The 23,772-nt window shown below is 63.3% G+C and carries 21 protein-coding genes; 5 read left to right on the forward strand and 16 right to left on the reverse strand.

Annotated elements, in window-relative coordinates; all coding sequences use genetic code 11:
- Window positions 1-18: 18 nt before the first annotated feature.
- The 3 genes from ribBA to nrdR all read right to left on the reverse strand — a co-directional run bounded on the left by ribBA (window position 19) and on the right by nrdR (window position 3,100).
- On the reverse strand, window positions 19-1,182 hold the full coding sequence (ribBA, locus tag ACFOEV_RS14695; protein ID WP_386775226.1) for a bifunctional 3,4-dihydroxy-2-butanone-4-phosphate synthase/GTP cyclohydrolase II: 1,164 nt from the start codon (window positions 1,180-1,182) through the stop codon (window positions 19-21).
- Between the two features lie 293 nt (window positions 1,183-1,475).
- Window positions 1,476-2,615, reverse strand: a complete 1,140-nt coding sequence (gene ribD, locus ACFOEV_RS14700; RefSeq protein ID WP_386775228.1) for a bifunctional diaminohydroxyphosphoribosylaminopyrimidine deaminase/5-amino-6-(5-phosphoribosylamino)uracil reductase RibD — start codon at window positions 2,613-2,615, stop codon at window positions 1,476-1,478.
- A 5-nt stretch (window positions 2,616-2,620) separates the two neighbouring features.
- Entirely contained in the window at window positions 2,621-3,100 is a 480-nt protein-coding gene (gene nrdR / locus ACFOEV_RS14705; protein WP_386775230.1) for a transcriptional regulator NrdR, read from the reverse strand.
- A 148-nt stretch (window positions 3,101-3,248) separates the two neighbouring features.
- Between nrdR and ACFOEV_RS14710 the strand changes: the two genes are divergently transcribed.
- Window positions 3,249-5,030 (forward strand): sugar phosphorylase, encoded by a 1,782-nt coding sequence (locus ACFOEV_RS14710; RefSeq protein WP_386775232.1) that lies wholly within the window; start codon window positions 3,249-3,251, stop codon window positions 5,028-5,030.
- Between the two features lie 18 nt (window positions 5,031-5,048).
- Here the strand turns inward: ACFOEV_RS14710 and ACFOEV_RS14715 are convergent, their stop codons facing one another.
- From ACFOEV_RS14715 to ACFOEV_RS14725, 3 genes are all read right to left on the reverse strand, one after another.
- Entirely contained in the window at window positions 5,049-5,915 is an 867-nt protein-coding gene (locus ACFOEV_RS14715) for an MBL fold metallo-hydrolase (RefSeq protein ID WP_386775234.1), read from the reverse strand.
- 217 nt (window positions 5,916-6,132) lie between these two features.
- The gene (locus tag ACFOEV_RS14720; RefSeq protein WP_386775236.1) at window positions 6,133-7,353 is read right to left on the reverse strand and encodes a glycosyl transferase; all 1,221 of its coding nucleotides are present in this window, start codon (window positions 7,351-7,353) and stop codon (window positions 6,133-6,135) included.
- On the reverse strand, window positions 7,350-8,219 hold the full coding sequence (locus ACFOEV_RS14725) for an HAD-IIB family hydrolase (protein WP_386775238.1): 870 nt from the start codon (window positions 8,217-8,219) through the stop codon (window positions 7,350-7,352). The genes ACFOEV_RS14720 and ACFOEV_RS14725 overlap by 4 nt, the downstream gene beginning before the upstream one ends.
- A 203-nt stretch (window positions 8,220-8,422) precedes the next feature.
- Here ACFOEV_RS14725 and ACFOEV_RS14730 point away from each other — a divergent pair, with 203 nt between their 5' ends.
- Window positions 8,423-9,043 (forward strand): gluconokinase, encoded by a 621-nt coding sequence (locus ACFOEV_RS14730; RefSeq protein ID WP_386775240.1) that lies wholly within the window; start codon window positions 8,423-8,425, stop codon window positions 9,041-9,043.
- A 165-nt stretch (window positions 9,044-9,208) separates the two neighbouring features.
- Here ACFOEV_RS14730 and ACFOEV_RS14735 read toward each other — a convergent pair whose 3' ends face one another.
- The 8 genes from ACFOEV_RS14735 to ACFOEV_RS14770 all read right to left on the reverse strand — a co-directional run bounded on the left by ACFOEV_RS14735 (window position 9,209) and on the right by ACFOEV_RS14770 (window position 19,502).
- Window positions 9,209-10,510 (reverse strand): TRAP transporter large permease, encoded by a 1,302-nt coding sequence (locus tag ACFOEV_RS14735; protein WP_386775242.1) that lies wholly within the window; start codon window positions 10,508-10,510, stop codon window positions 9,209-9,211.
- Window positions 10,510-11,103 (reverse strand): TRAP transporter small permease subunit, encoded by a 594-nt coding sequence (locus tag ACFOEV_RS14740; RefSeq protein WP_386775244.1) that lies wholly within the window; start codon window positions 11,101-11,103, stop codon window positions 10,510-10,512. The genes ACFOEV_RS14735 and ACFOEV_RS14740 overlap by 1 nt, the downstream gene beginning before the upstream one ends.
- Before the next feature lie 84 nt (window positions 11,104-11,187).
- The gene (locus ACFOEV_RS14745) at window positions 11,188-12,222 is read right to left on the reverse strand and encodes a TRAP transporter substrate-binding protein (protein WP_386775246.1); all 1,035 of its coding nucleotides are present in this window, start codon (window positions 12,220-12,222) and stop codon (window positions 11,188-11,190) included.
- A gap of 70 nt (window positions 12,223-12,292) precedes the next feature.
- Window positions 12,293-13,081, reverse strand: coding sequence for a FadR/GntR family transcriptional regulator (locus tag ACFOEV_RS14750; RefSeq protein ID WP_386775248.1), 789 nt, complete (start codon window positions 13,079-13,081; stop codon window positions 12,293-12,295).
- Window positions 13,082-13,269: 188 nt separating this feature from the next.
- Complete coding sequence (gene glyA, locus ACFOEV_RS14755) at window positions 13,270-14,535, reverse strand: serine hydroxymethyltransferase (RefSeq protein WP_386775249.1); 1,266 nt, start codon at window positions 14,533-14,535, stop codon at window positions 13,270-13,272.
- A gap of 130 nt (window positions 14,536-14,665) precedes the next feature.
- Window positions 14,666-16,078 (reverse strand): hypothetical protein, encoded by a 1,413-nt coding sequence (locus ACFOEV_RS14760; protein ID WP_386775251.1) that lies wholly within the window; start codon window positions 16,076-16,078, stop codon window positions 14,666-14,668.
- 68 nt (window positions 16,079-16,146) lie between these two features.
- Complete coding sequence (locus ACFOEV_RS14765) at window positions 16,147-18,723, reverse strand: ABC transporter permease (protein WP_386775589.1); 2,577 nt, start codon at window positions 18,721-18,723, stop codon at window positions 16,147-16,149.
- A 62-nt stretch (window positions 18,724-18,785) separates the two neighbouring features.
- The gene (locus ACFOEV_RS14770; protein WP_386775253.1) at window positions 18,786-19,502 is read right to left on the reverse strand and encodes an ABC transporter ATP-binding protein; all 717 of its coding nucleotides are present in this window, start codon (window positions 19,500-19,502) and stop codon (window positions 18,786-18,788) included.
- On the opposite strand from ACFOEV_RS14770, the gene ACFOEV_RS14775 reads away from it, so the two are divergent.
- A complete protein-coding gene (locus ACFOEV_RS14775; protein WP_386775254.1) occupies window positions 19,501-20,196 on the forward strand; it encodes an arylesterase in 696 nt (231 codons plus the stop codon). The genes ACFOEV_RS14770 and ACFOEV_RS14775 overlap by 2 nt on opposite strands.
- Here ACFOEV_RS14775 and ACFOEV_RS14780 read toward each other — a convergent pair.
- Together ACFOEV_RS14780 and ACFOEV_RS14785 are read right to left on the reverse strand one after the other, a co-directional pair.
- Window positions 20,187-21,077 (reverse strand): DMT family transporter, encoded by an 891-nt coding sequence (locus tag ACFOEV_RS14780; RefSeq protein WP_386775255.1) that lies wholly within the window; start codon window positions 21,075-21,077, stop codon window positions 20,187-20,189. The genes ACFOEV_RS14775 and ACFOEV_RS14780 overlap by 10 nt on opposite strands.
- 139 nt (window positions 21,078-21,216) lie before the next feature.
- Entirely contained in the window at window positions 21,217-21,486 is a 270-nt protein-coding gene (locus ACFOEV_RS14785) for a SelT/SelW/SelH family protein (protein WP_386775256.1), read from the reverse strand.
- 263 nt (window positions 21,487-21,749) lie between these two features.
- Here ACFOEV_RS14785 and ACFOEV_RS14790 point away from each other — a divergent pair, with 263 nt between their 5' ends.
- Window positions 21,750-21,965 (forward strand): PA3496 family putative envelope integrity protein, encoded by a 216-nt coding sequence (locus ACFOEV_RS14790; RefSeq protein ID WP_386775258.1) that lies wholly within the window; start codon window positions 21,750-21,752, stop codon window positions 21,963-21,965.
- Window positions 21,966-22,093: 128 nt separating this feature from the next.
- Window positions 22,094-23,755 carry an energy-dependent translational throttle protein EttA gene (gene ettA / locus ACFOEV_RS14795; protein WP_386775591.1) on the forward strand — a complete coding sequence of 554 codons (1,662 nt, stop codon included), beginning with the start codon at window positions 22,094-22,096 and terminating at the stop codon, window positions 23,753-23,755.
- Window positions 23,756-23,772 lie beyond the last annotated feature (17 nt).

Below are 23,772 nucleotides of genomic sequence, written 5' to 3' on the forward strand. Positions count from 1 at the left end.
CCGGATGCCTGCTGTATATCAGGGACTCAGGCGTTCGACGACCTCGAGATCGAAACCGGACAGCGCCGAGAACTTCCACGGCGAGCTGAGCAGGCGCATCTTGCCCACCCCGAGATGACGCAGAATCTGTGACCCGGTACCGATGGTCAGATAGTTGCCGGCGCCGTCGGAATCGCTGGTACGCGGTGCCCGCTTGCGCTCCAGCAGGACGTCGAGCTGATCCTTGAAATCCTGATGCGGCCGGCCATCGTCGAGCAGCACGAAGACGCCGGCATTCACCTTGGCGATCTCGGCCAGTGCTCCCTGGGCGGTCCAACTTTGACTACCGGGCCTGGTCAGCGTCAACAAGTCGCGCAGCGGCTCGGCCAGGTGCACGCGCACGGTGGTCGGCTGCTGAGGATCGGGACGTCCCTTGACCAGCGCCAGATGATGCGCGCCCTGGATGCTGTCGCGGAACACATGCAGCGTCAGCTCCCCGAAGGCGGTCGTCACCGGATTGGCTTCGAGGTGCTCGACGGTCTGTTCGTTATGGATCCGGTAGTGAATCAGGTCAGCGATGGTGCCGACCTTCAGGCCGTGTTCGGCGGCGAAACGCTCGAGCTCCGGACGCCGCGCCATGCTGCCGTCATCGCTCATCACTTCGCAGATCACGCCACTGGGGGCGAGCCCCGCCATGGCGGCCAGGTCGCAGGCGGCTTCGGTATGTCCGGCACGACGCAGCACGCCGCCCGGCTCGGCCATCAACGGGAACACATGTCCCGGCTGGACGATGTCCTCGGGGCGGGCGTCGCGCGCCACGGCGGCCTGCACGGTGCGTGCCCGGTCGGCGGCGGAAATGCCGGTCGACACACCCTCGGCGGCTTCGATGGACAGGGTGAACTTGGTGCCGAACCCCGAGCCATTGTCACGCACCATCAGCGGCAGCTTGAGCCGCTCGCAGCGCTCACGGGTCATCGGCAGGCAGATCAGGCCACGAGCATGGCGAGCCATGAAGTTGATATGCTCGGCCTGCACCTTTTCGGCGGCCATGATGATATCACCCTCATTCTCGCGATCCTCATCGTCCATGAGAATCACCATCTTGCCCTGCCGAATGTCCTCGATCAGGTCCTCGACTCGCGCCAGGCCGGTTGCCTGCGTCGCCTCGTTAGCGGGGGCCGAATCCTGGGATGAATGCGCCATGGAGTCTCCGAATCACATTGGTGCGAGGTGTTGCCGGCTCGCGACACGGCTTGCCGGCCGAGTTGCCATTTACCAACGCCTCACTTCAGTCGGCGCTCAGGGTACCTTGGCGCGGCGTCGGGCGCCAGTAGTGAGCACCTTGGCGCGGCGTCGGGCGCCAGTAGTGAGCACCTTGGCGCGGCGCCGGGCGCCAGTATCCGAGCTGTAAGCCGTAAGCTGTAAGTAAAATACGCCACCTCGGCGCCCATAGGGTTTTGCTTACAGCTTACAGCTTACAGCTTACGGCTTACGGCTTACGGCTTACGGCTTATCGCCGCGGGTCGGGCGATGATGCGCCAGTCGCGCCCGATGGCGCGGATATCGTCGATATCCAGCGGCCGCTGCTGCGCCATGCGCTCGAGCCCCGGCAAGGCAAACAGTGGCCGGGCGTTGCCACCCAGCAGGGTCGGCGCCATGAATAGCTGGATTTCGTCGACCAGTCCGGCATCCAGCATGGCCCCGGCCAGGGTCGCACCGGTCTCCAGCAGCACCTCATTGACCTGTTCCTCTCCGGCCAGGTAGGCCAGCAAGGCGTCGAGATCGACGCGGCCTTCATCCCCCGACCGCAACACCAGCACCTCGGCTCCGGCCGCTTCCAACCGCTGGCGGCGCTTGCCCTCCCGGCTACAGGTCGCCACCAGGGTACGCCCCGGTTCGCGAAGACATGCCGCCGCCAGGGGCAGGCGCAGGCGTGAATCGACCACCACGCGCAGCGGCTGGCGTCGGGCGATGGCCTTCGCGTCCTCCAGTTGCAACTGCTCGGCGCGCACGGTGAGCCGCGAGTTGTCGAAGATGATCGACTCGACACCGCTGATCACTGCACTCGAGCGCGCTCGCAGTCGCTGCACTTCGGTACGCGCCGACGGGCCGGTGATCCATTGCGACTCTCCCGAGCGCATGGCGGTACGCCCGTCGAGGCTCATGGCCATCTTCAGACGCACATAGGGGCGCCCACGACTCATGCGGGCAATGAAACCGGGATTGAGTGCCCGCGCCTCTTTCTCGAGCAACCCGCACTCGACCTCGACGCCGGCCTCGCGGAGCATGGCGAAACCGCGTCCGCCAACCTGCGGATTCGGGTCTTGCATGGCCGCCACCACCTTCTTCACACCGGCCTCTATCAGTGCCCGAGCACAGGGCCCGGTGCGCCCCTGGTGAGAACAAGGTTCCAGGGTGACATATGCCGTCGCCCCACTGGCGTCATCACCGGCAGCGCGCAAGGCGTGAATCTCGGCATGCGGCTCGCCGGCCCGGACATGAAAGCCTTCGCCGACCAGGCGGCGGTTCTTGACCAGCACGCAACCAACCCTCGGGTTGGGATCGGTGGTATAGAGACCGCGGCGCGCCAGCGTCAGCGCCCGCGCCATCCAGGATTCAGGTGTCAATTTGGGCATGGCGATCACTGGTCGTCATTGGGGGGGAAATGTGGCTCCTGGGCGAGCCGGTCGATCTCGGCTCGAAACTCGTCGATGTCCTGAAAACGCCGATAGACCGAGGCGAACCGGATGTAGGCTACCTGATCGAGACGTTTCAGGGCCCGCATCACCTCCTCGCCGATCTCGCGGGACTCGACCTCACGCTCGCCACGCGCTCGCAGGCGTTGGCGCATGCGTTCCACCGCCGCTTCGAAGGACTCGGCACTGACCGGGCGTTTTTCCAGTGCTCGCAACATGCCCGCCCGCAGCTTGACCTCGTCGAAGACCTCGCGCGAGCCATCGGCCTTGACCACCCGCGGCATGACCAGTTCGGCGGTTTCATAGGTAGTGAAACGTTCGCCGCAGGCGACGCATTGACGGCGTCGACGCACCTGGTCGCCTTCCGCCACCAGGCGCGAATCGGTAACCTTGGTGTCATGCGTACCACAGAAAGGACAGTGCATCGGCTAGCATCCGGCATTGTTTATCGTTGTATTGTAACGAGTTGCCTGCATCCCGCCCAGCCGCATCGCCTCGTTGGGTGCATGGCTGGCACGGCTTCTGCAAGACTAGGGGAAATTCCGTCGCTCAACCTCCTGTCCGGAGTTGCCCATGTCCTCGACGCTTCCTCCCACCACCGGTCGCCATCTGGACGAAGACGCCTTTATCGCACTGGCGGCCGATCGCCTGGCCGAAATCTATGGCCCACGCGCCGATGAGGTGCTGCGGCGCCTGCTGACGCTGCTCGCGCACCACAGCGGTGCGCTCGGCGATGCCTCGGTCTCTCCTTCGGGCGTGCTATGGAGCGAGCAGGATCAGTGGTTGATCACTTATGGAGATACCCTGCTCGACGGGGAGCGTCCACCGCTCGAGGTACTCGACGGCTTTATCGAGAGTCGCCTCGGCGATACCTTCAGTGGCGTGCATGTGCTGCCCTTCTTTCCCTGGAGCAGCGACGATGGCTTTTCGGTGATTCACTACCGCGAAGTCAGTCCGGCACTGGGCGACTGGTCGCATATCCGCCATCTGGCCCGTCATCACGACCTCATGGTCGACCTGGTGATCAATCACGTCTCGCGCGAATCGCTGTGGTTCGTCGACTACCTGGCCGGCAGCCAGCCGGGACGCGACTACTTCATCGAGATGGACCCGGGGACAGATCTTTCGGCAGTGACCCGGCCGCGCAACACGCCGCTACTGGTGCCTGTCGCCACCCGCCGCGGCACCCGGCACCTGTGGGCGACCTTCTCCGACGACCAGATCGACCTCAACTTCGCCAACCCCGATGTGTTGCTGGAGTTCATCGGCATCCTGCTCTACTACATCGAACAAGGCGCTCGTATCATTCGCCTCGATGCCATCGCCTACCTGTGGAAGGAGGTCGGCAGTTCCTGCATCCATCTGCCCCAGACCCATGCTATCGTGCGCCTGCTGCGCGCCACTGTCGACTTCATGGTCCCGGGAACCCTGCTGGTCACCGAAACCAACGTGCCGCACCGCGAGAACCTCAGCTACCTGGGGCTGGAGCGGCGGGATGACGAGCATGGTGGGCCTGACGAGGCGCATCTGGTCTACCAGTTCACCCTTCCCCCGTTGCTGGTGCATACCCTGACCAGCGGCGAGGCTGCCACCCTGGCGGGTTGGCTGAAGAGCCTGCCGGCCCTGCCCCCCGGTTGCAGTTATCTGAACTTCACCGCCAGCCATGACGGCATCGGTGTACGTGCACTGGAAGGCCTGCTGCCCGAGCACGAAATCGGCGGCCTGCTGGAATTGATGCACCGCTTCGGCGGCTTCGTCAGCATGAAGACCGATGCCGACGGCACGGATTCGCCCTACGAGATCAACATCACCTATTTCGAGGCGCTCAAGGGCACCCGCCGCGGCCCCGATCCCTGGCAGGTCGAGCGTTTCCTGTGCAGCCAACACTTGATGATGGCGTTGCAGGGCATCCCGGCACTCTATCTGCATTCCTTGACCGCCACCCTCAACGACCACGAGGGCATCGAGCGCAGCGGCCGGCTGCGCTCCATCAATCGCCGCCGCTGGCACAAGGAGGAACTCGACGAATTGCTCGACAGCCGCAATACCCCGACCCGCGAGGTTTTCCTGGCCCTGAAGCGCCGCCTGGCGATCCGTCGCGGCGAACCCTGCTTCCACCCCGAAGCGCCGCAGCGGGTACTCGACACCCCCGACACCCTGCTCGCCATCGAGCGTGGCCCGTTACCCGATGGCCGCCGCTTGCTGGCGATCTACAACGTCACCGACAAGCGCCAGCCGCTCGACCTGCCGGAGCTCGACGCCGGTGACTGGTTCGATCTGCTGGAGGACGCCCCATGGAAGGATCAGACGAGAGAACTCAGGCCCTACCGTAGCCTGTGGCTGGTCCAGCGCTGAGAGACCGGCATGGCCGGCTCAGAAACGATTGATCGGGACTTTCAGATAGACCTGGCCGTTGTCCTCGGGCGGCGGCATATGGCCGGCCCGCATGTTGACCTGCACCGAGGGCACTATCAGACGCGGTATATCGAGCATGGCATCACGCTCGGTGCGCATCTTGACGAACTCGTCCTCGCCGATGCCCTCGTGTACATGCACGTTGTGGGCACGCTGCTCGGCAACGCTGGTCTGGTGCTGGTACTCCTCGCGCCCTGGTGCCTTGTAGTCGTGACACAGGAACAGGCGAGTCTCGGGCGACAAGGCCAGCACCTTGTGGATCGAGCGATACATGCTACGGGCATCGCCACCGGGGAAATCGCAACGCGCCGTGCCGTAATCAGGCATGAACAGGGTGTCGCCGATGAAGGCGGCATCACCGACCACATAGGTCAGACAGGCCGGCGTGTGGCCCGGGGTGTGCATGACCCTCCCTTCCAGGGTACCGATATTGAAGGTATCGCCCTCCTCGAACAGCCTGTCGAACTGGCTACCATCGCGGGAAAACTCGGTACCGGCGTTGAACACCTTGCCGAAGAGCTCCTGGACTTCGGTGATTCTGGCACCGATCCCGGTCTTGCCCCCCAGCTTGTCATGCAGGTAAGGAGCAGCCGATAGATGGTCGGCGTGGACGTGGGTCTCGAGGATCCATTCGACACCGAGACCTTCGCGCTCGATGAAATCGATGATGGCACCGGCGGAACGCACCTCCGTACGCCCGGCAGCGTAGTCGAAGTCCAGCACCGAATCGAGAATGGCGCAGGCGCGGCTCGCCGGGTCCTGCACCACGTAGCTGAAGGTGTTGGTGAGTTCGTCGAAGAAGTGGGTAACGACAGGATTGCTCACGGGATGCCTCCTATCATAAGAAAACGCGATCCCCGGGTCCGGGAATCTCGGCCTCTATGCCGCTTTCCGTCAAGGCTGCCTTAGGTACTCGCCGACCGCGCCCTGAAAGGTCAATGTCGTCATGCAGGCAACATCCTCGCGCGAACGCATGAGCGTGTTCTCTCAGCATACTACCGGATTGCGCGAGTGCGACTTGAGCGAGGACAAGAGAGCTAAACTACACCTTGCCCTTGTTATCCAACTCGACCGCAGCGTGCATACGTTCGAGCAGGTCGGGAATCGCCGCCTGCACGCGATTCCAGCTGGGGATGAAGGGCTTGTCTCGAGGATTGTCGAGAAAAACAGCGCCGGCTTCCATGATGTTGGCGGCGAACAGCTCCACGACCTGCTCCTCGCTGTGCCGGTCGAGCTTCAGGCCGTTCATGATGGCATCGTTGTCGTAGGTTTCGATCAGATCCAGGGCGATACGATAGTAGGTGGCCTTGATGGTGCGGAAACTCTCGGCGTTGATCTGCACGCCCAGCGTCGCCAGCTTGCGATACAGCGCCTTGGCAATGTCCAGGCTCATGCGGTTGAGGCCGCCGCTGGGGTCGTCCTCGGACACCGGCTGGTGCTTGTGGTCGTAGATATCGGCGATATCCACCTGGCACAGCCGCTTGGTGGAATAGTTGCGATGCACCTCCGAGAGCACGCCGATTTCCAGCCCCCAGTCACTGGGGATGCGGATCCCATCGAGCACATCGGCGCGCATGGAGCACTCGCCGGACAGCGGATAGCGATAGCTGTCGAGATAGTCCAGGTACGGCAGTGGACCATAGATCTTTTTCAGGGCACGAATCAGCGGCGTCACCATCAGCCGCGCCACTCGGCCCTTGAGCTTGCCCTCGGCAATGCGCGCGTAGTAACCCTTGCAGAATTCGTAGTTGAATTGTGGGTGAGCGACGGGATAGATCAGTCTGGCCAGCAGGCCACGGTCGTAGGTGACGATGTCACAATCGTGCAACGCCACCGCCTCGGCACGGCGCGAGGCCTGCACGTAACCCGCACAGTACCAGACGTTGCGCCCCTTGCCCGGCTCCTGGGGAGAAATGCCCTCGGCGGCCAATTCGGCGTCCAGTGCCTTGAGTCGCGGTCCATCGTTCCACAGGATGCGATGGTGCTGCGGCAGCCGCGAGAAGAACTCCCGAGCGTGCAGGAACTGATCGCGGTTGGCGCAATCCAGGCCGATGACGATCTCCGACAGATACGGCACCTTGGCCAGTTCGTCGACGATAGGCGACAGCGCCGGCCCTTCCAGCTCGGAATACAGTGACGGCAGGATAAGCCCCATGGGACGTCGCATGGAAAAGCGCACCAAGTCGGCTTCCAGCGCCTCCACCGGCCGGCCGGTCAGGTTGTGGAAGTTGGTAATGATGCCGTTCTGATAGAAATCACTCATGCCGGGCCCTCCGCGGCTGCCGAATCGTCGGGGATCTCATCGCCCCACCAATATTCCACTCCTTCAGCCCACCCCTTCGGGCCAAAGTCCTCGGTGCGATAGAGCCGCTCGCTATTGACCTCGACCGGCTGACCATGGCGGCCACGAATCAGCACGGCCATATCCGCCGATTCGAGCAGCGGGATGTCATTGGGGCCATCCCCGAGCCCAAGCGTCAGCGGGCGGGCTCCACGCAGCGCCACGAAGCGGTCGACCAGCCAATGCATGGCATCGCCCTTGTGCACTTGGCCCATCACATGCAGGAAGCGCCCGCCCCGAACCAGGCGCAAGCCATCATTGTCGAGGGCTTGAATGAAACGCGCCAAGGCAGCCTCGGAATCCTGCCACAGCAGAGGCTCGCTGCCTTCACGGACTCGTGCCTGACGCGCCTGCGGCTCGGACAAGCCGGTATGGGACATGATCTCTTCCAGGTCCATGTCGGCCATGCCACGAAATGCCAGTCCCAGTCGCTCTCGCAATATCTCGAGGCGTTGGCGGATGAAGCCGATGTCCAGGCTCGGCGTCTTGATGCACAAGCCCTCGACATCGTTGGGATTGCGGTCCAGGCGCGCATGTTGCCAGGCCGGTGGCAAGCCGATGACCGCACCGTTCTCGGCAACGAAGGGGCTGGCTCGTAACCCGAGTTCGAGACGTAACGACAGCAGCTCGGCGCGCGTCTTGCTGGTCACCGGTATCACCGGGATACCGGCACGACCCAAGCGGGCCAACCAGGGACTGGCAGGGCGCCAGTCGTAGGTATCGTGGTCCAACAGGGAGCCGTCGAGGTCGGTGAACACCATTCGGGGCGGAGAGGACGGCAGTGTCATGGCAACACCTGCTTGGCTTGCATGGTATTGGTGAACCTAGCACGTAGCGTGCCAAGTCCTGTACTACCGCCTTGGCCATCGCTTTGGAAGACTTGGCCATCGGCTCCTCCAGCCACCATGCACCATGAGGGAGCACAACCATGCCAGGTAGGCTTTCGGAGCGCACTGTTAGGGCGCATCAGCACAAGAGTAGATGAAAAGGCATGAATGAATGGAAAGAGCACACTCATTATCACAGATTTCCTGGCTATATCCCTCAGCAATTCGTTATAATCTTTCCCAGATTTACAATGAAATATTCAGGCAAGCTCACCATGAATATCAGACCGGAATCCATTCTGGTAATGGGCGTATCAGGCTCCGGAAAATCGCATATAGGTCGGCTCATTGCCGAACGCCTGCATGCGGACTTCATCGATGCCGACGATCACCACAGTGCTACCAGTATCGCCAAGATGTCGCGTGGCGAGCCGCTCAATGATGGCGATCGTGAAGGTTGGCTACAAACGCTTTCCGGTTTCTACCGTGATTATCAACAGCACGGAAAATCGTTGGTTATCGGCTGCTCGGCACTCAAGCATCGCTACCGCGACATACTGCGCCAAGGCGCGCCGGCATTGCGCATTCTCTATCTTCATGGTGAGCGTGAAGTATTGTTGCAACGCTTAAAGAATCGTCAGGGCCACTTCTTTCAAGGCGACCATATGCTTGACAGCCAGCTGCACGACCTGCAGCCACCCAGTCAAGATGAGGCCACTCTTCTTGATATACGGCTATCGCCGAGCGAGATAATCGATCAATACCTTGAGACACTAAGGGTTTAAAATCCCACGAAACAATATTCGGATATTCTCCACCAATTCTTCATCACTTTTCTCCCATCTCCCAGTAGCATTATCGGCAGCGGCACTTCTCTTTCTTGAGAAAAACCGCCGACCCAGGGTCGGCGGTTTTTCTGACATTGGCGATAAAATTACGGACAATTCCGTCTACAATGGCCAGATGGCCAGTTGCGGCCACAGCAGCAGCGCCGCCAGCACGCACAGCTGGATCAGCATGAACGGCAGCACCGACAGGTAGATGTCCTTGAGGCTGATCTCCGGCGGCGCCACGCTCTTGAGGTAGAAGGCCGCCGGCCCGAACGGCGGTGACAGGAACGACACCTGCATGTTGACCGCGAACAGGATCCCGAACCAGATCGGGTCGAAGCCCAGTTGGCTGACGATCGGCAGGAAGATCGGCAGCGCCAGCATGGCGATCCCGATCCAGTCGAGAAACAGCCCCAGCACCAGCATGATGCCCATCATCACCAGGATGATCACGATCGGCGCCACCTCGAGCCCCAGGATCAGCCCCGACACGAAGCGGTTGCCGCCCATCAGGTTGTAGACCCCGACCAGCGCCGCGGCGCCGATGCCGATCCAGATGATCATGCCGCAGGTGTTGAGCGTCTGGCCCAGGCTGTGGTGCAGCATGCCCACACTGAACTCGCCGCGCACCACGATCGCCAGCAGCACCCCGAACACGCCCATCGCCGCGGCCTCGGTCACCGAGGCGATGCCGCCGTAGATGGTGCCCAGCACCAGGAAGGCGATCAGCCCCGGCAGCAGGATGGCCTTGACCGCCTCGAGCTTGTTGGCGAAGGGGTTGTCCTGGGTGGTCGCGTCCAGCGGCGGGCCGAGCGCGGGGTTCTTCAGGCAGCGCACCAGCACGTAGGCGATGTACGCGCCCATCAGGATCACCGCCGGGGTGATCGCGGCGGTGAACAGCTCGGCGATCGACACGCTGGCGATCAGGCCGTAGATGATCAGCACGATCGACGGCGGCATCATGGTGCCCAGCGCCCCGCCGGCGCACACCACGCCGATCGACAGGCGCTTGTCGTAGCCCAGGCGCAGCATCTGCGGCAGCGCCAGGATCCCCAGCAGCACGATCTCGCCGCCGATGATCCCCGACAGCGCGGCGAGGAAGAACGCCACCACGATGGTCTGCACCGCCACGCCCCCGGGCAGGCGCCCGGCGAACACGCGCATGGCGTTGAACAGGTCCTTGGCGATGCCCGAGCGGTCGAGCAGCGAGGCCATCAGCACGAACATCGGCACGGCGACCAGCGAGTACTCGGTGATGAAGCTGTAGACGCGGCTGGTGACCAGCGGCAGCGCGGTCTCGCCGAACCAGCCGAAGGTGAAGGCCATGGCCACCAGGCCGGTGATGAAGGCCAGCGGCAGCCCGGTGACCAGCAGCGCGAAGATCGCGCCGACCATCAGCAGCGTCGCGGTACCGATGTCCATCAGCGGCGCTCCTCGGTCAGGGGTGTGGCGGGCCGGGCGCGCAGCGACTGCAGCAGGTGCAACGCCGCCTGCAGGGTCATCAGCGCCAGGGCGAACAGGATGATGCCCTTGACCAGGGCCGGAAAGGGCGGATTCCACGAGGTCCCGGAGCGCTCGAGCTGCCACGCGCCGAGCGGGTTGTGCGAGGCGCGCCAGAACATGTGGAAGGCGGCGTAGCTCATGGTCAGGCAGAAGCCCAGGGTGACCAGGTCGTTGAAGCGATCCATCCAGCCCCGGAAACGCGGCCCGACGCTGTCGTAGAGCACCTTGACGCGGATATGGCTGTTGCGGGCCAGCGCCGCCGGGCCGCCCAGGGCGAAGCTGATGGCGACCAGGAACACCACGCTCTCGTGGACCCAGGAGGTGGGGTTGTTGAAGCCGTAGCGCAGGCCCACCTCGACCACGCTGATGGCCATGGCCAGCAGGATCAGCCAGGCGGCGCCGCGGGCGCCGCGCGACACCAGGCGGTCGAGGGCGTTGCGTTCGGGGGCGACATCCTCGGCCTGTTCCAGCACCTCGGACAGGTCTTGCGGGTCGGAAGTTTGTTGCGACATTGACTGCCTCCGCGAATCGCCCAAGGCATTGCCTCGGGCGATCCCTCGGTCAGATGGTTGATGAATGAATTGGCATCCGCCGGCTTACATCAGGTTGCGAGCCTGCAGGAACTCGACCACCGAGTCATAGATCTTCTGGTTCATCTCACTACGCTCGGCCCAGGCGGCCCACTCGTCCTTGGCGATGTTACGGAACTTGGCGCGTTCCTCGGCGGGCATGTCGATCAGCTCGATGTCCGGATTGTTGCGTGCCTCGGCCACGGCCTCGAGATCCAGCTTCTTGAGTTCGAAGACCATCTCATAGGCCAGCCTGTCTACCGAGGTCTCGAGGATCGCCTTCAGGTCATCGGACAGGCCGTCCCAGATGCCCTTGTTCAGCGATACCGACACCATCGGCAGGGAGTGGAAGCCCGGGTAGTTGGGATACTGGGCGAAGCTGTGCAGCCCCTGGCTGTGGTTGGTGGAGAACACCGTATAATCGGCGGCGTCGATCACCCCCTTCTCCAGCGAGGTATAGACTTCGGAGCCCGGCAGGTTGACCGGCGCGGCCCCGGCCTTCTCGAAGATGTTGTAGACCATGCCTTCCGGAGCGCGGACCTTGAGGCCTTCCAGGTCTTCCACGCTGCGGATTGGTCGCTTGGAAGGGAAGGATTCCAGCCCCGTAGCGGCGGCACCGATCAGGTGTACGCCATAGGGGTTGACCAGCTCGTTGTAGAGTTCCTCGCCACCACCGTGGTTCATGTATTCGAGAAATTCGAGCGGATCACCCCAGGCGCCCACCAGATTGCCGAGCATGCCGAAGGCCGGATCGCGGCCGGAGAAGTAGCTGGGGTCGGTCAGGTGCCCCTGCAGGATGCCGGCCTCGACGGCGTCGAGCGTCTGGTTGGCCTGAACCACGGCATTGACCGGCAGAATCTCGATCTCGATGCGCCCGCCGGACATGCGGTTGACGTTCTCGGCCCATTCCTTCTTGAGCTCGAACTGTGGCTCCCCGGAGGTCTCCGAGGTTTGGAAGGTCCACTCGTATTCGGCGGCTTGAACGCCGAAGGCAAGTGAGCCAAGTACCGCAGCGGTCAAGGTCTTGAGAGCGACATGCTTGAGCGGCGTGGGTGTGGTCATGATGATTTTCCTCTATTGCATTCGACGGTTGTTGTTGTCGGTACCGGCGGCACCGTTTCGGCAAGAGCCATCAGGATGGCTCGGAACGGACTGCGTCCCGTAGCCCCAGGGAGGGAAGCTTGTCGCTCAGGCCCTCCAACCCCAGGTCGAGGCCGGTACGCTCGAGGACCGACAGGGCGGCGGCTTCGGCCTGTTCGGGCTGACGCAGGCGGATCGCTTCCATCAAGCGACGGTGACGCTCCATGCTGTCATTGAGTTCATCGGCGCTGTGATTGGAGGTTTCGACCAGCAAGGCAATGGCCGGCTTGAGCACATGACTGATCTGCGACCACAGCAGGTTATGGGTCGCGGCGAAGATCGCTTCGTGGAACGCCACGTCATGATCGTCGTGACTGATACCCTGGTAATGATGGTCGGGGGTTTCGAGCGCACGAATCATGCCGTGATAGGCGGTTTCGATCTCCAGCAGGTCTGCCGCGGTGGCATTCTCGGCCGCCAGACGCGCCACAAAGGGTTCCACGGCGACGCGAAAGGCGAAGATTTCGCGACAAATACGCGGATTGGGTTGGGCGAATCGCGCCATCCATTCGCTGACTCGCGGATCGAGCAAATGCCATTCGGTCAGTTCGCGTACCCGGCTGCCCTGCCCGGAAATGCGTTTCACCATGCCCGCTGCCACCAGCGTCTGCAGGGCGCTGCGCACCGTGCTACGGCTGACGCTGAATTGCTCGCAGAGATCCAACTCCTTGGGCACGAAATCCCCCGGCGCGTAGACGCCGCTGAAGATCGCCTCGGCGAGCTGCTCGGCGATATCCGGGCGCGACGCGCGATTGTTGGGAGAAGATGTGGCTCGGCTCATGCCAGCTCCGACTCTCATGTAGGACTATGCTCGATCTATGTCCGACATAGGATCGAACATAAAGAGACATAGCGCCTTTAGACGTTAGTCGAGCACAACAGACCGATACCGCTAACGGCAACGCGAAAAAAAAGCGCCTCGGCATATGCCGAGGCGCTTGCTTGATCGAGCTTGAGCGTCGAGCGAGATCAGTCGCGATAAACCGGGAAGCGCGCGCACACGGCTTCGACCTTGGCCTTGATCCTGGCCTCGGCGGCAGAAGAATCGCCCTCGGCCATGGCATCGAGGATGTCGCAAATCCAGCCGGCCAGATCCTGGCACTCGGCTTCGCCAAAGCCGCGCGTGGTGACTGCCGGGGTGCCGATACGCAGACCGGAGGTCACGAAGGGGCTCTGCGGGTCACCCGGCACAGCGTTCTTGTTGACGGTGATATGGGCACGGCCCAAGGCAGCGTCCGCGTCCTTGCCGGTAATGCCCTGCTTGATCAGCGACAGCAGGAAGAGATGATCCTCGGTGCCACCGGAGACGATGTCATAGCCACGCTCGACGAACACCCCGGCCATGACTTGGGCGTTCTTCACCACCTGGCGCTGATAAACCTTGAAGTCCTCGGACATGGCTTCCTTGAAGCACACCGCCTTGGCGGCGATGACGTGCATCAGGGGACCGCCCTGGCTACCCGGGAACACCGCCGACTGCAGCTTCTTCTCGATGTCGGCATTACCCTCGCTGGAGAGGATCAGGCCGCCACGCGGGCCACGCAGGGTCTTGTGGGTAGTGGTCGTGACCACATGGGCATGCGGCAACGGACTCGGATAGATACCGGCGGCGACCAGGCCGGCGATGTGTGCCATATCGACCAGCAGATAGGCCCCTACCTCGTCGGCGATTTCGCGGAACCTGGCCCAGTCGATGATCTGAGAGTAGGCGGAGAAGCCGGCGATGATCATCTTCGGCTGATGCTCGCGAGCCAGACGCGCGACTTCCTCGTAGTCGATACGACCGCTCTCGTCGATGCCGTACTGCACGGCATGATAGTGCTTGCCGGAAAAGTTGGGCTTGGCGCCGTGAGTCAGGTGTCCCCCGGCGTCCAGGCTCATGCCCAGCACGGTATCGCCCGGCTTGACCAGCGCCTGGAAGACGGCGCCATTGGCCTGGGAGCCGGAGTGTGTCTGGACGTTGGCATAGCTCGCACCAAACAGTTGCTTGGCGTAGTCGATGGCCAGATCCTCGACGATATCGACATACTCACAGCCACCGTAGTAGCGCTTGCCCGGATAGCCTTCCGCGTACTTGTTGGTCAGCTGGGTGCCCTGAGCTTCCATCACCCGGGGGCTGGCGTAGTTTTCGGAGGCGATCAGCTCGATGTGTGCCTCCTGGCGAGCGACTTCCTTCTGCATCGCGTCGAACAGGGCATCATCGAAACCGGCAATCTGCATATCACGGCTGAACATCGTCGAGGGTCCTCGAAATCACGGGAAAATCGAAGTACCTATAATACCCTAGCCATGACCCCCTTTCACATGAAAGGGGATCATGGTCTGCCCCATTATTTCTCACCTTGGGTTTAGTCAGACTGAAGCACTAGCGGCTTTCGACGCTGATCGTCACGCGCTCCGTCACCCCCAGCGGATCCTTGCGATAGGTGTCGAGATTGCTCTCGGCAGGCAGGATGGCCGAGACCGTCAGCTTGCTGACCTTGCCCTCGAGCATGCCGACCAGCGCCAGCAGGATGTCCTGCACATCCTTACCCAGCATCATGCCGAAACCCCGTGCCTGAGCACGCGCCTGCTCGATATACTGCTGCTCGCTGACACCGGCCATGGCGGCCCCCACCGACGCGAGGCGGCCGAATAGCCCCCGGTTCTCGAGGTGCAGCACGACATCGCCACCCATCAGCATCACGTCTTCGACATCGTCGAGGCCGGCGAGATAGGCGGACGGCTCGACGCCCTCGGGCACCGCCACCGGGATGTCCGTATCCAGGCTCAGACGCAAGGCATCGGCGATATCGATCGCGCTCTGACTGAGCAGGATGCCACTGGCACCGTCAGCCTCCCAACGTCCCTCGAAAACGGCATCCACATCGAGTTTACCGCCACCATCGGTCAGCACATTGCTGAGCATGCGCATCTGGGTGCGCTGGTCAGCGGGCGCCAGGGCGATCATGCGATTCAGGTCCAGGCGCAAGCCATCCAGCCACAGACCACCCTCACCATCATCCATATCGCCATCGAGCCGTAGCCGGTCGACGGCCCCTACCAGTTGGTCGGTGTCGATGGCCATGTCGGACAGCAGGAGCTGGCCGATCCGCGCTTCCTCCTCGTCACCGAGATCACGCACATCGTCGAGGCGCAGCGACGCCAGGCGAAACGTCCCGGAACCCAACTCGCCGAGGCCCTTGCCGACGGCGGTCATGTCACTCACTTCGAGCCAGCCGATACGGTTCGCCGTCAGCTCGTGACCCTCGACGCGGGCGATCTCCAGACGTCCGCTGCCGCCAGCAAGGGGGGTATCATGGAGCATCTCCTCGGCGATAACCGACGTCAGGTCGATGACGATGCTATCGATAGTCAGGCCCTTGACGTGTACTGCTTCCGGCGGCAAGCCGCCGGTCAGCGGAAACACCGCCCGCGACGGTTCCTCGAAGCGCAGCCGTTCGGCACTCATCAGGATCTGGCCCGACAGGCTGTTCTCGATACTCAGACCGTCGATCTCCACAGCATCGGGAGCGTCGTAATCGCCACGCACGGTGTAGCTGTCGATCCGCACCCGTTCCCCCTGGCCGCTGTCGTAGACCAGTTCCTCGGCGACCACCCGGCTACCCAGCGACAGCAGGGGGGAAGAGACCTCGCCGATCTCCAGGGTCCCCGTGTCCCCGAACATGGCCTGCAGCTCGGCTTCCAACCGCTCGGCGCTGGCCAGCGCCGAGGTGACGGGGAACAGGACAAGGCCCAGCACCACAACCGCTGTACGACACCTATCGATACCTTTCATGGTTCACTGCCCCTGTGGCATACCCTGCCACTGATACTGTTCGTTACAGTCTATCCTGCCTGGCGGCGTCAAGCCTCCCCCAGGAGTCCCAGGCTGGCCATTGGCGTCTGGCGGCGCACGCCGCGCGACAGGACGTGGCCGATAAGGCCGATCAGCAGGGCACCGCCCACCGGCAGGGTCAGCCACAGCCCCCAGTGGAGGCGCGGCACCAGATCCAGCCAACCGAGATAGATACCGGCCGCAGCCAACTCGGCGAGCAGGGCTCCCATCAGGCCACTGGTGAAACCGAGAATCGCGAATTCGGCCCCCTGCACGCGCGAGATCAGCCGGTCGCCGGCGCCGAAGACGCGCAGCAGGCCGCTTTCATGAGCACGCATGGAGTGGCTGGCGGTGAGCGCCGCATACAGGACACTGATCCCGGCCAATAGCACGAAGGCCAGCACCAGCTCCACGGCGCGCGTGACCTGGGAGAGCAGGTCGCGGACCTGGCCGAGAATGGCCTCGACGTTGAGCAGCGAGACACCGGGAAACCGGCTGACCAGTCGCTGTAGAGTATCGCTGCGGTCGCGCGGCAGGTGGAACGCGGTGATATAGCTATGCCCGAAACGCTCCAGCACCTGGGGAGGAAAGATCACGAAGAAATTGGGCCGGAAGCTGTCCCAGTCGAGGTTGCGCAGACTGGCGATCTCGCCGGTGATCTCCTCGCTACCGATGGCGAAGGTCATGCTGTCGCCCAATTCCAGCCCCAGGCGCTCCGCCAGGCCATCCTCCACGGAAATGGGGACGCGCTGCGTCGACCGGGTGTCAGCCTCTCCATACCAGCCCGCCCCGCCGGAGCCCGTCGCCGCCAGCGAGTCGAACCACTCGCCCGCCACCACGCGATTGCCCTCGGGCAGGCGTTCGCGCCAGGTCAGGTTGAGTTCACGACGCAACGAGCCATCGCTGCGCGCCTCGGCGGGCACCGCCTCACGCGGAGGTTGGTCGTTGATGGCGATGATACGCCCGCGCACCATCGGATAGAGTGCGGTGCGATCGTCCACGGCCCCCTCGAGGCTCGCGATGAAGGCCTCGCGTTCGCCAGGTTGGATATTGATGGCGAAATAATTGGGGGTATCGTCGGGCAGCTGGGCTTGCCAGGTGGACAGCAGATCGCCACGCACCAGAGCGATCATCGCCATCGCGGCGAAGGTCACCGCGAAGGCCAGCATCTGTCCCAGGCTAGCCTGACGGCGACGCGCCAATTGCCGTGCCCCCAGGCGCATCGCCTGTCGCGAGCCACCGTTTGTACCGCCGGTGACCGCGGGAAAGCGCGCGGCGAGACGCAATACCGCGCCCAACAGCAACCAGCCCAGAATCCACAGCACCATCAGCATGGCCAGCCCACCGCCGAGCAAGCCGAAGGACAGCCACGCATCGCCGGAATAGAGCCACAGCAGCGCGCCGAAGACCAGGCTGGCCACACCCACCACCAGCCAGGCCGATGCCGGCAGGGGAGCCAGCTCGCGGCGCAGCACCTTGAGCGCGCTGACGCGCTTGAGACGCAACAGGGTGGGCCCGGCAAAACCCACCAGCACGGCCAGCGCCGTCAACACCCCCAGCCACAAGGGCAGTAGACCGGGCGGCGGCAGTTGCAACGGCAGAAAGCGCGTCAATAGCGCCAGCAGCCCGGCCTGGCCGGCCAGCCCCAGCAGCGCGCCGAGCAGCGAAGCTGCCAGCGCCAGCCACAGCAACTGGAGGGCGAACAAACGGGAAAGTTGGGCCTGGGACGCACCGAAACAGCGCAGCAGCGCGGCGGTATCCAGGTGACGCTCCACATAACGACGGGTGGCCATGGCCACTGCCACCCCGGCCAGCAGCACCGCGGCCAACCCGGCCAGGCTCAGGTACTTCTCGGCCCGCTCCAACGAACGCCCCAGGCCCGGACGATCGACACGCACATCGCGCACCTCGACGCCATTGCGCCGCAGTTGGTTCAAGCGCCCTTCCAGGCTGGCCACGGCCTCCGGCGGGCCGGCCGCCAACAGTTCGAACTCGACACGAGAGCCGGGCTGCACCAGTCCGGTGGCCTCGAGGTCGGCCAGGTTCATCATCAGGCGCGGGTTGAAACTGCTGAACCCGGCCGATTGATCGGGCTCGCGCTCGATCCAGCCTCCCACTCGGAGCGTCGCCTGCCCGACCCGAACTCGGTCACCCACGTCCACCTCGAGGAGTTGGGCCAGGCGGGGTGCCAGCCAAACCTCACCGGCGGCGGGTCCATGATCCACAAGTTCGATTCCCTCGCCGCGATCGACATGCACCTCGCCATACAGCGGGTAATGCGCATCGACCACCTTGAGACTGGCCGGCTGGAAGGCGTCCTGTTGGCTGACCATGGAGACCATATCGACCTGCTCACTGACGATCAGACCGGCGTTGCGCAACTCACGCCGCAGCGCATCGTCGAAGGGACGCGACTGCTCGAGCACCAGATCGCCGCCGAGCAACTGACCGGCCTGGCGTTCCAGGCCGCGCTCCAGACGATCGAGAAAGAAACCGATCATAGTTGCCGCGGCCACGGCCAGGGCCAGGGCCACGAACAGCGCCCGCACATCGGCGGCGCGCAGATCGCGCCGCAATCCTCGCCCCGAGAGAGCCAGCCAGTGCATGACGGACCTGGGTGCCGACCATGGCAGGCTGCGCCGCCCGTTGGCGATGCTGGACGTTGCCCTCATGCTTCCACCTCGTCGTGCTGCATGGCGACGAGACGGCCATCCTCCAGGCGCAGGCAGCGGTCACAGCGCCGTGCCAGGGCATGATCGTGGGTCACCAGGACCAGGGTAGTACCGGCCTCATGATTGAGTTCGAACAGCAGGTCGATGATTCTCTTGCCGGTGCCCTGATCGAGGTTGCCGGTGGGTTCGTCGGCGAACACCAGTTGGGGGCCGGTAACGAAGGCACGCGCCAGGGCGACACGCTGCTGCTCGCCACCGGAGAGCTGCTTGGGCAGATGGCCCAGACGCTCGCCCAACCCAACGCGGGTCAGCCAGTCGCGCCCCCGCGCCTCGCTATCGGCGAGTGGCGACAACTCCAGCGGCAGCAGCACGTTTTCCAATGCCGTCAGGGTCGGCAGCAACTGGAAGTTCTGGAACACGAAGCCTACCCGCCCGGCCCGCAGTCGGGCCCGACCGTCTTCGTCGAGACGCGTCAGCGACTCACCGAACAGGCTCAGCTCACCGCCGGATGGCGAGTCCAATCCTGCCAACAGGCCCAGCAGCGTCGACTTGCCGGCACCACTGGCGCCGAGAATCGCCAGCGTCTCACCGGGGAACACCGTGAGGTCCAGCTCACTCAGAATGGTCAGCGGTCGCTCGCCACTGGTCACCTGCTTGTTCAAGGCGCGGGCGTGTAGAATCGGAGTCGGATCGGGTCGAGAGGAATCGGACATGGTAAGAGAATTCCCTGTTTTCCTGCGTATTCCACGGAGTTCGCAGCATGTGGCTGCCCGGCTGTGGCTGGCGTCTCTGGTCTGGTTATGTCTGGCGATTGCCCCGGCGCATGCCGATTCTCGCCCCACCTTGCTGGTGATGGGCGACAGCCTGAGCGCTGCCTACGGCATCGAGCAGGATCAGGGCTGGGTCGACCTGCTGGCCGAGCGCCTTGGCGACGAGGTTCGGGTGGTCAATGCCAGCATCAGTGGCGAAACCACCTCGGGGGGCGTATCACGCTTGCCCGACCTGTTACGACAGCATGAACCCGAGTTGGTGCTATTGGAACTGGGCGGCAATGATGGCCTACGAGGCCTCCCCCCTCGCCAGATGCGCAGCAACCTGGCCGAGATGATCGAGGCCAGCCAGGATGCCGGGGCCGAGGTACTGCTGCTGGGCATCGACATTCCTCCCAACTACGGCCAGGCCTATCGCGAGGCGTTCCGGGCAGTCTACACCGGCCTCGCCGAAACCTACGAGGTACCACTGGTGCCCTTCATCCTCGAGGACATTGCCCTCGACGAGACATTGATGCAGGGCGACGGCATCCATCCCACCGCCGCCGCTCAACCACGCATCCTCGACAATGTCTGGCCCGCACTCGAAGCGCTGCTGGAACGTCATGACCTCATGTCGCTGGCCGATCAGGATTGAGGGGCGGGAGTGGGGGCTCTCTGCCACTGCTGCAGCCCCAGTCCTCCAAGAATCAACACCAGGCCGATCAAGGTCGAGAACAGGATCGGCTCACCGACGATGAAGAACAACAACACCAACGAAACCGGCGGCGCCAGGAAGATCAGATTGGCGACCTTGGCGGTGCGTGAAATCCGCTGTACCGCCAGTTGCCACAGCACGAAGGCGAGGCCCATCTCGAACAGTCCCACATAGACTCCCGCCCCCAGCCCGGCCCAGCCGTACCACTCGAATCCCGGCCCCACTATCACGATGGCCGTGAGGATCGGCAGGCCGGCGCTGAAGTTCTGCCACTGAGCGACCAAGGGTGGACGGTGGTCACGGGCATTGAGCAGCCAGTACAAGGCCCATAGCAGGGTGGAGGCCAATGCCAGGGCGACTCCCAGCGGATCGGCGAATGCGACATCGAACACCGTACCGCGGGTGGCGATCACCCATACCCCGGCATAGGCGATCAACCCGGCGACGATATCGAGGCGGGTCAAGCGTTGGCCGAGTATCGGCACGGCGAGAAACGCCATCGCCAGGGCCCAGGTGTAGTTGAGTGCCATGGCTTCCTGGCCGGGCAGCCGATCGTAAGCGGCGAACAGCACCAGGTAGTAGGCCACCGGATTCATCAATCCCGCCCAGGCCGCGGTGCGCCAGCCATGGCGCAGTGCCTGCCCCATCAACCCTTGGCGACTCACCAGCACGCCCATCAGCAGCCATGAAACCAGCGCGGCGATCCACATCAGTTCCACCGGCGACATGTAGGACAATGCCACCTTGAAGGCGGTGGCCACGGTCGACCACAGGGCTACGGCCCCCAGTCCGCACAGCATGGCCTGACGATCCTGTGTCATTTTCACTCCCTAGTCTATCGCCTCGAGCGGCGAGCCCCGGTCGCGAGCGGCTCGAAGCTCGAAGCTCGAAGCTCGAAGCTCGAAGCTCGAAGCTCGAAGCTCGAAGCTCGAAGCTCGAAGCTCGAAGCTCGAAGTCAGATTATCGATCGATGTGACCCAGGTCACGCTCGGGGTCGAGGCGGTCGCGCACCCGCTGCTTGAGGGTCTTGATGTCCGGGAATCCACCATCGCGCTTGCGCTCCCAGATGACCTCGTCGTCGAAACGAATCTCGAAATGCCCACCATGGCTGGGCACCAGCGCCACTTCCTCGAGCGCTTCGCCGAAGGTCGAAAGCAGCTCTTGGGCATACCAGCCGGCACGCAAGAGCCATTGGCACTGCGTGCAATAGTGCAGACGAATTCGCGCCATGTGTCATGCTCCTGCACAAGGGATGTCGGTGCATGATACCAAGATACGAGGTGTTCGCGCGCCGACACCCGCCCAGCCTTCCGGTTTACCGTCAGTTGCCAATTTTTTCGCCCTCCCCCCTTGTTCTTCCTCGAATCTGACGTTATAAGGCCATCAGGCGCCGCCAGGCGTCCGATGGCGCCCTCCAGGCTCTTGACGAATTGCGTCCAAGCGCTTGTGCTATAGGGTGTAATGTCAGAATCAGGGTCATGGGAGGGCATCGCATGAGCCGAGAACATCTTGTCAACGACCCCCAAGACGACGAGCAGGAATTCTTCGACGCCGTCAACGACGAACACTATACCCGCTCACGCCCCAGCAGCCGCGCCGATACCCTTCGCGCGCGTCGCCGGGTCGAAGCATTGCTCGAGGAACGCCGCCTGAAACGAGCCATCGAGGATGACTGGTCGCTGGACCTGGACGACGAGGAAGAAGAGTAGAACCGACCAGGTTGACGACCACTCAATGGGCGCTGCGGCGCCCATTGTCGCTTGAGGGGACTGGCCTTTCGGAGTGACGACCACTATCATCGATGGCCACTGATAACCCCCAACCCAAGTGGATGTCCATGGCGCAATACGTCTACACCATGAATCGGGTGGGCAAGGTCGTGCCCCCCAAGCGCGAGATTCTCAAAGACATCTCGCTGTCCTTCTTCCCTGGTGCCAAGATCGGCGTGCTGGGCCTCAACGGCGCGGGCAAGTCGACCCTGCTGCGGATCATGGCCGGCGTCGATACCGAATACAACGGCGAGGCTCGCCCGATGCCGGGTCTCAATGTCGGTTACCTGCCGCAGGAGCCGCAACTCGACGATGACAAGAACGTTCGCGAGACCGTCGAGGAAGCGCTGGCCGAACTCAAGGAGGCTCAGGAAAAGCTCGATGCCGTCTACGCCGCTTATGCCGAGCCGGACGCCGACTTCGACGCCCTGGCCGCCGAGCAGGCTCGCCTGGAGAACCTGATCGAGGCTGCCGACGCGCACAATATCGAGCGCAAGTTGAACGTCGCCGCCGATGCCCTGCGCCTGCCGCCGTGGGAAGCCAGGGTCGGCAATCTGTCAGGGGGCGAGCGTCGCCGCGTGGCTTTATGTCGTCTGCTGCTGTCCAATCCGGACATGCTGCTGCTCGATGAGCCCACCAACCACCTGGACGCCGAATCGGTGGCCTGGTTGGAGCGCTTCCTGCATGACTATCCCGGTACCGTGGTCGCCATTACCCACGACCGCTACTTCCTCGACAACGTGGCTGGCTGGATTCTCGAGCTCGACCGCGGCCATGGCATCCCCTTCGAGGGCAATTACTCCCAGTGGCTGGAATCCAAGGAGAAGCGCCTGGAGCAGGAAGCCAAGCAGGAAGCCTCGCGCCAGAAGGCCATCAAGCACGAGCTCGAGTGGGTGCGCAGCAACGCCAAGGGTCGCCAGGCCAAGAGCAAGGCGCGTCTCAATCGTTTCGAGGAGATGCAATCCGGTGACTTCCAGAAGCGCAACGAGACCAACGAGATCTACATTCCGCCCGGTCCACGCCTGGGCGACAAGGTCATCGAGCTCCATGACGTAGCGAAGCGCTTCGACGACAAGCTGCTCTACGAAGACCTGTCGTTCAGCGTGCCCAAGGGGGCCATTGTGGGTCTCGTCGGCGGCAATGGCGCCGGCAAGTCGACGCTGTTCAAGTTGATCACCGGCCAGGAGCAGCCCGATAGCGGCGAGGTGGTGCTCGGTGACACCGTGGATATCGCCTATGTCGAGCAGCTACGCGATGCCCTCGACAACAAGCAGACGGTGTGGCAGGCGGTGTCCGACGGCCAGGACATCCTCAACATCAACGGTTACGAAGTGTCCTCGCGAGCCTACGTGGGCCGCTTCAACTTCAAGGGCAACGACCAGCAAAAGCGTCTCTCCGAACTCTCCGGTGGCGAACGCGGTCGCCTGCAGTTGGCCCAGACGCTGAAACAGGGCGCCAACGTGCTGCTGCTCGACGAGCCGTCCAACGACCTCGATATCGAGACCCTGCGCGCCCTCGAGGAAGCCCTGCTGGCCTTCCCCGGCTGCGCCATGATCATCTCCCACGATCGCTGGTTCCTCGACCGCGTCGCGACTCATATCCTCGCCTTCGAGGGCGACTCCCAAGCAGTGTTCTTCGAGGGCAATTACACCGACTACGAGGAAGACCACAAGAAGCGTGTCGGCAACGACACCCCGCATCGGGTCAAGTACAAGCGTATCGACGCCTGAACGGCTTCGCCGGAGTT

The organism is Litchfieldella rifensis, assembly GCF_042646605.1.
Taxonomy (GTDB): Bacteria; Pseudomonadota; Gammaproteobacteria; order Pseudomonadales; family Halomonadaceae; genus Litchfieldella; species Litchfieldella rifensis.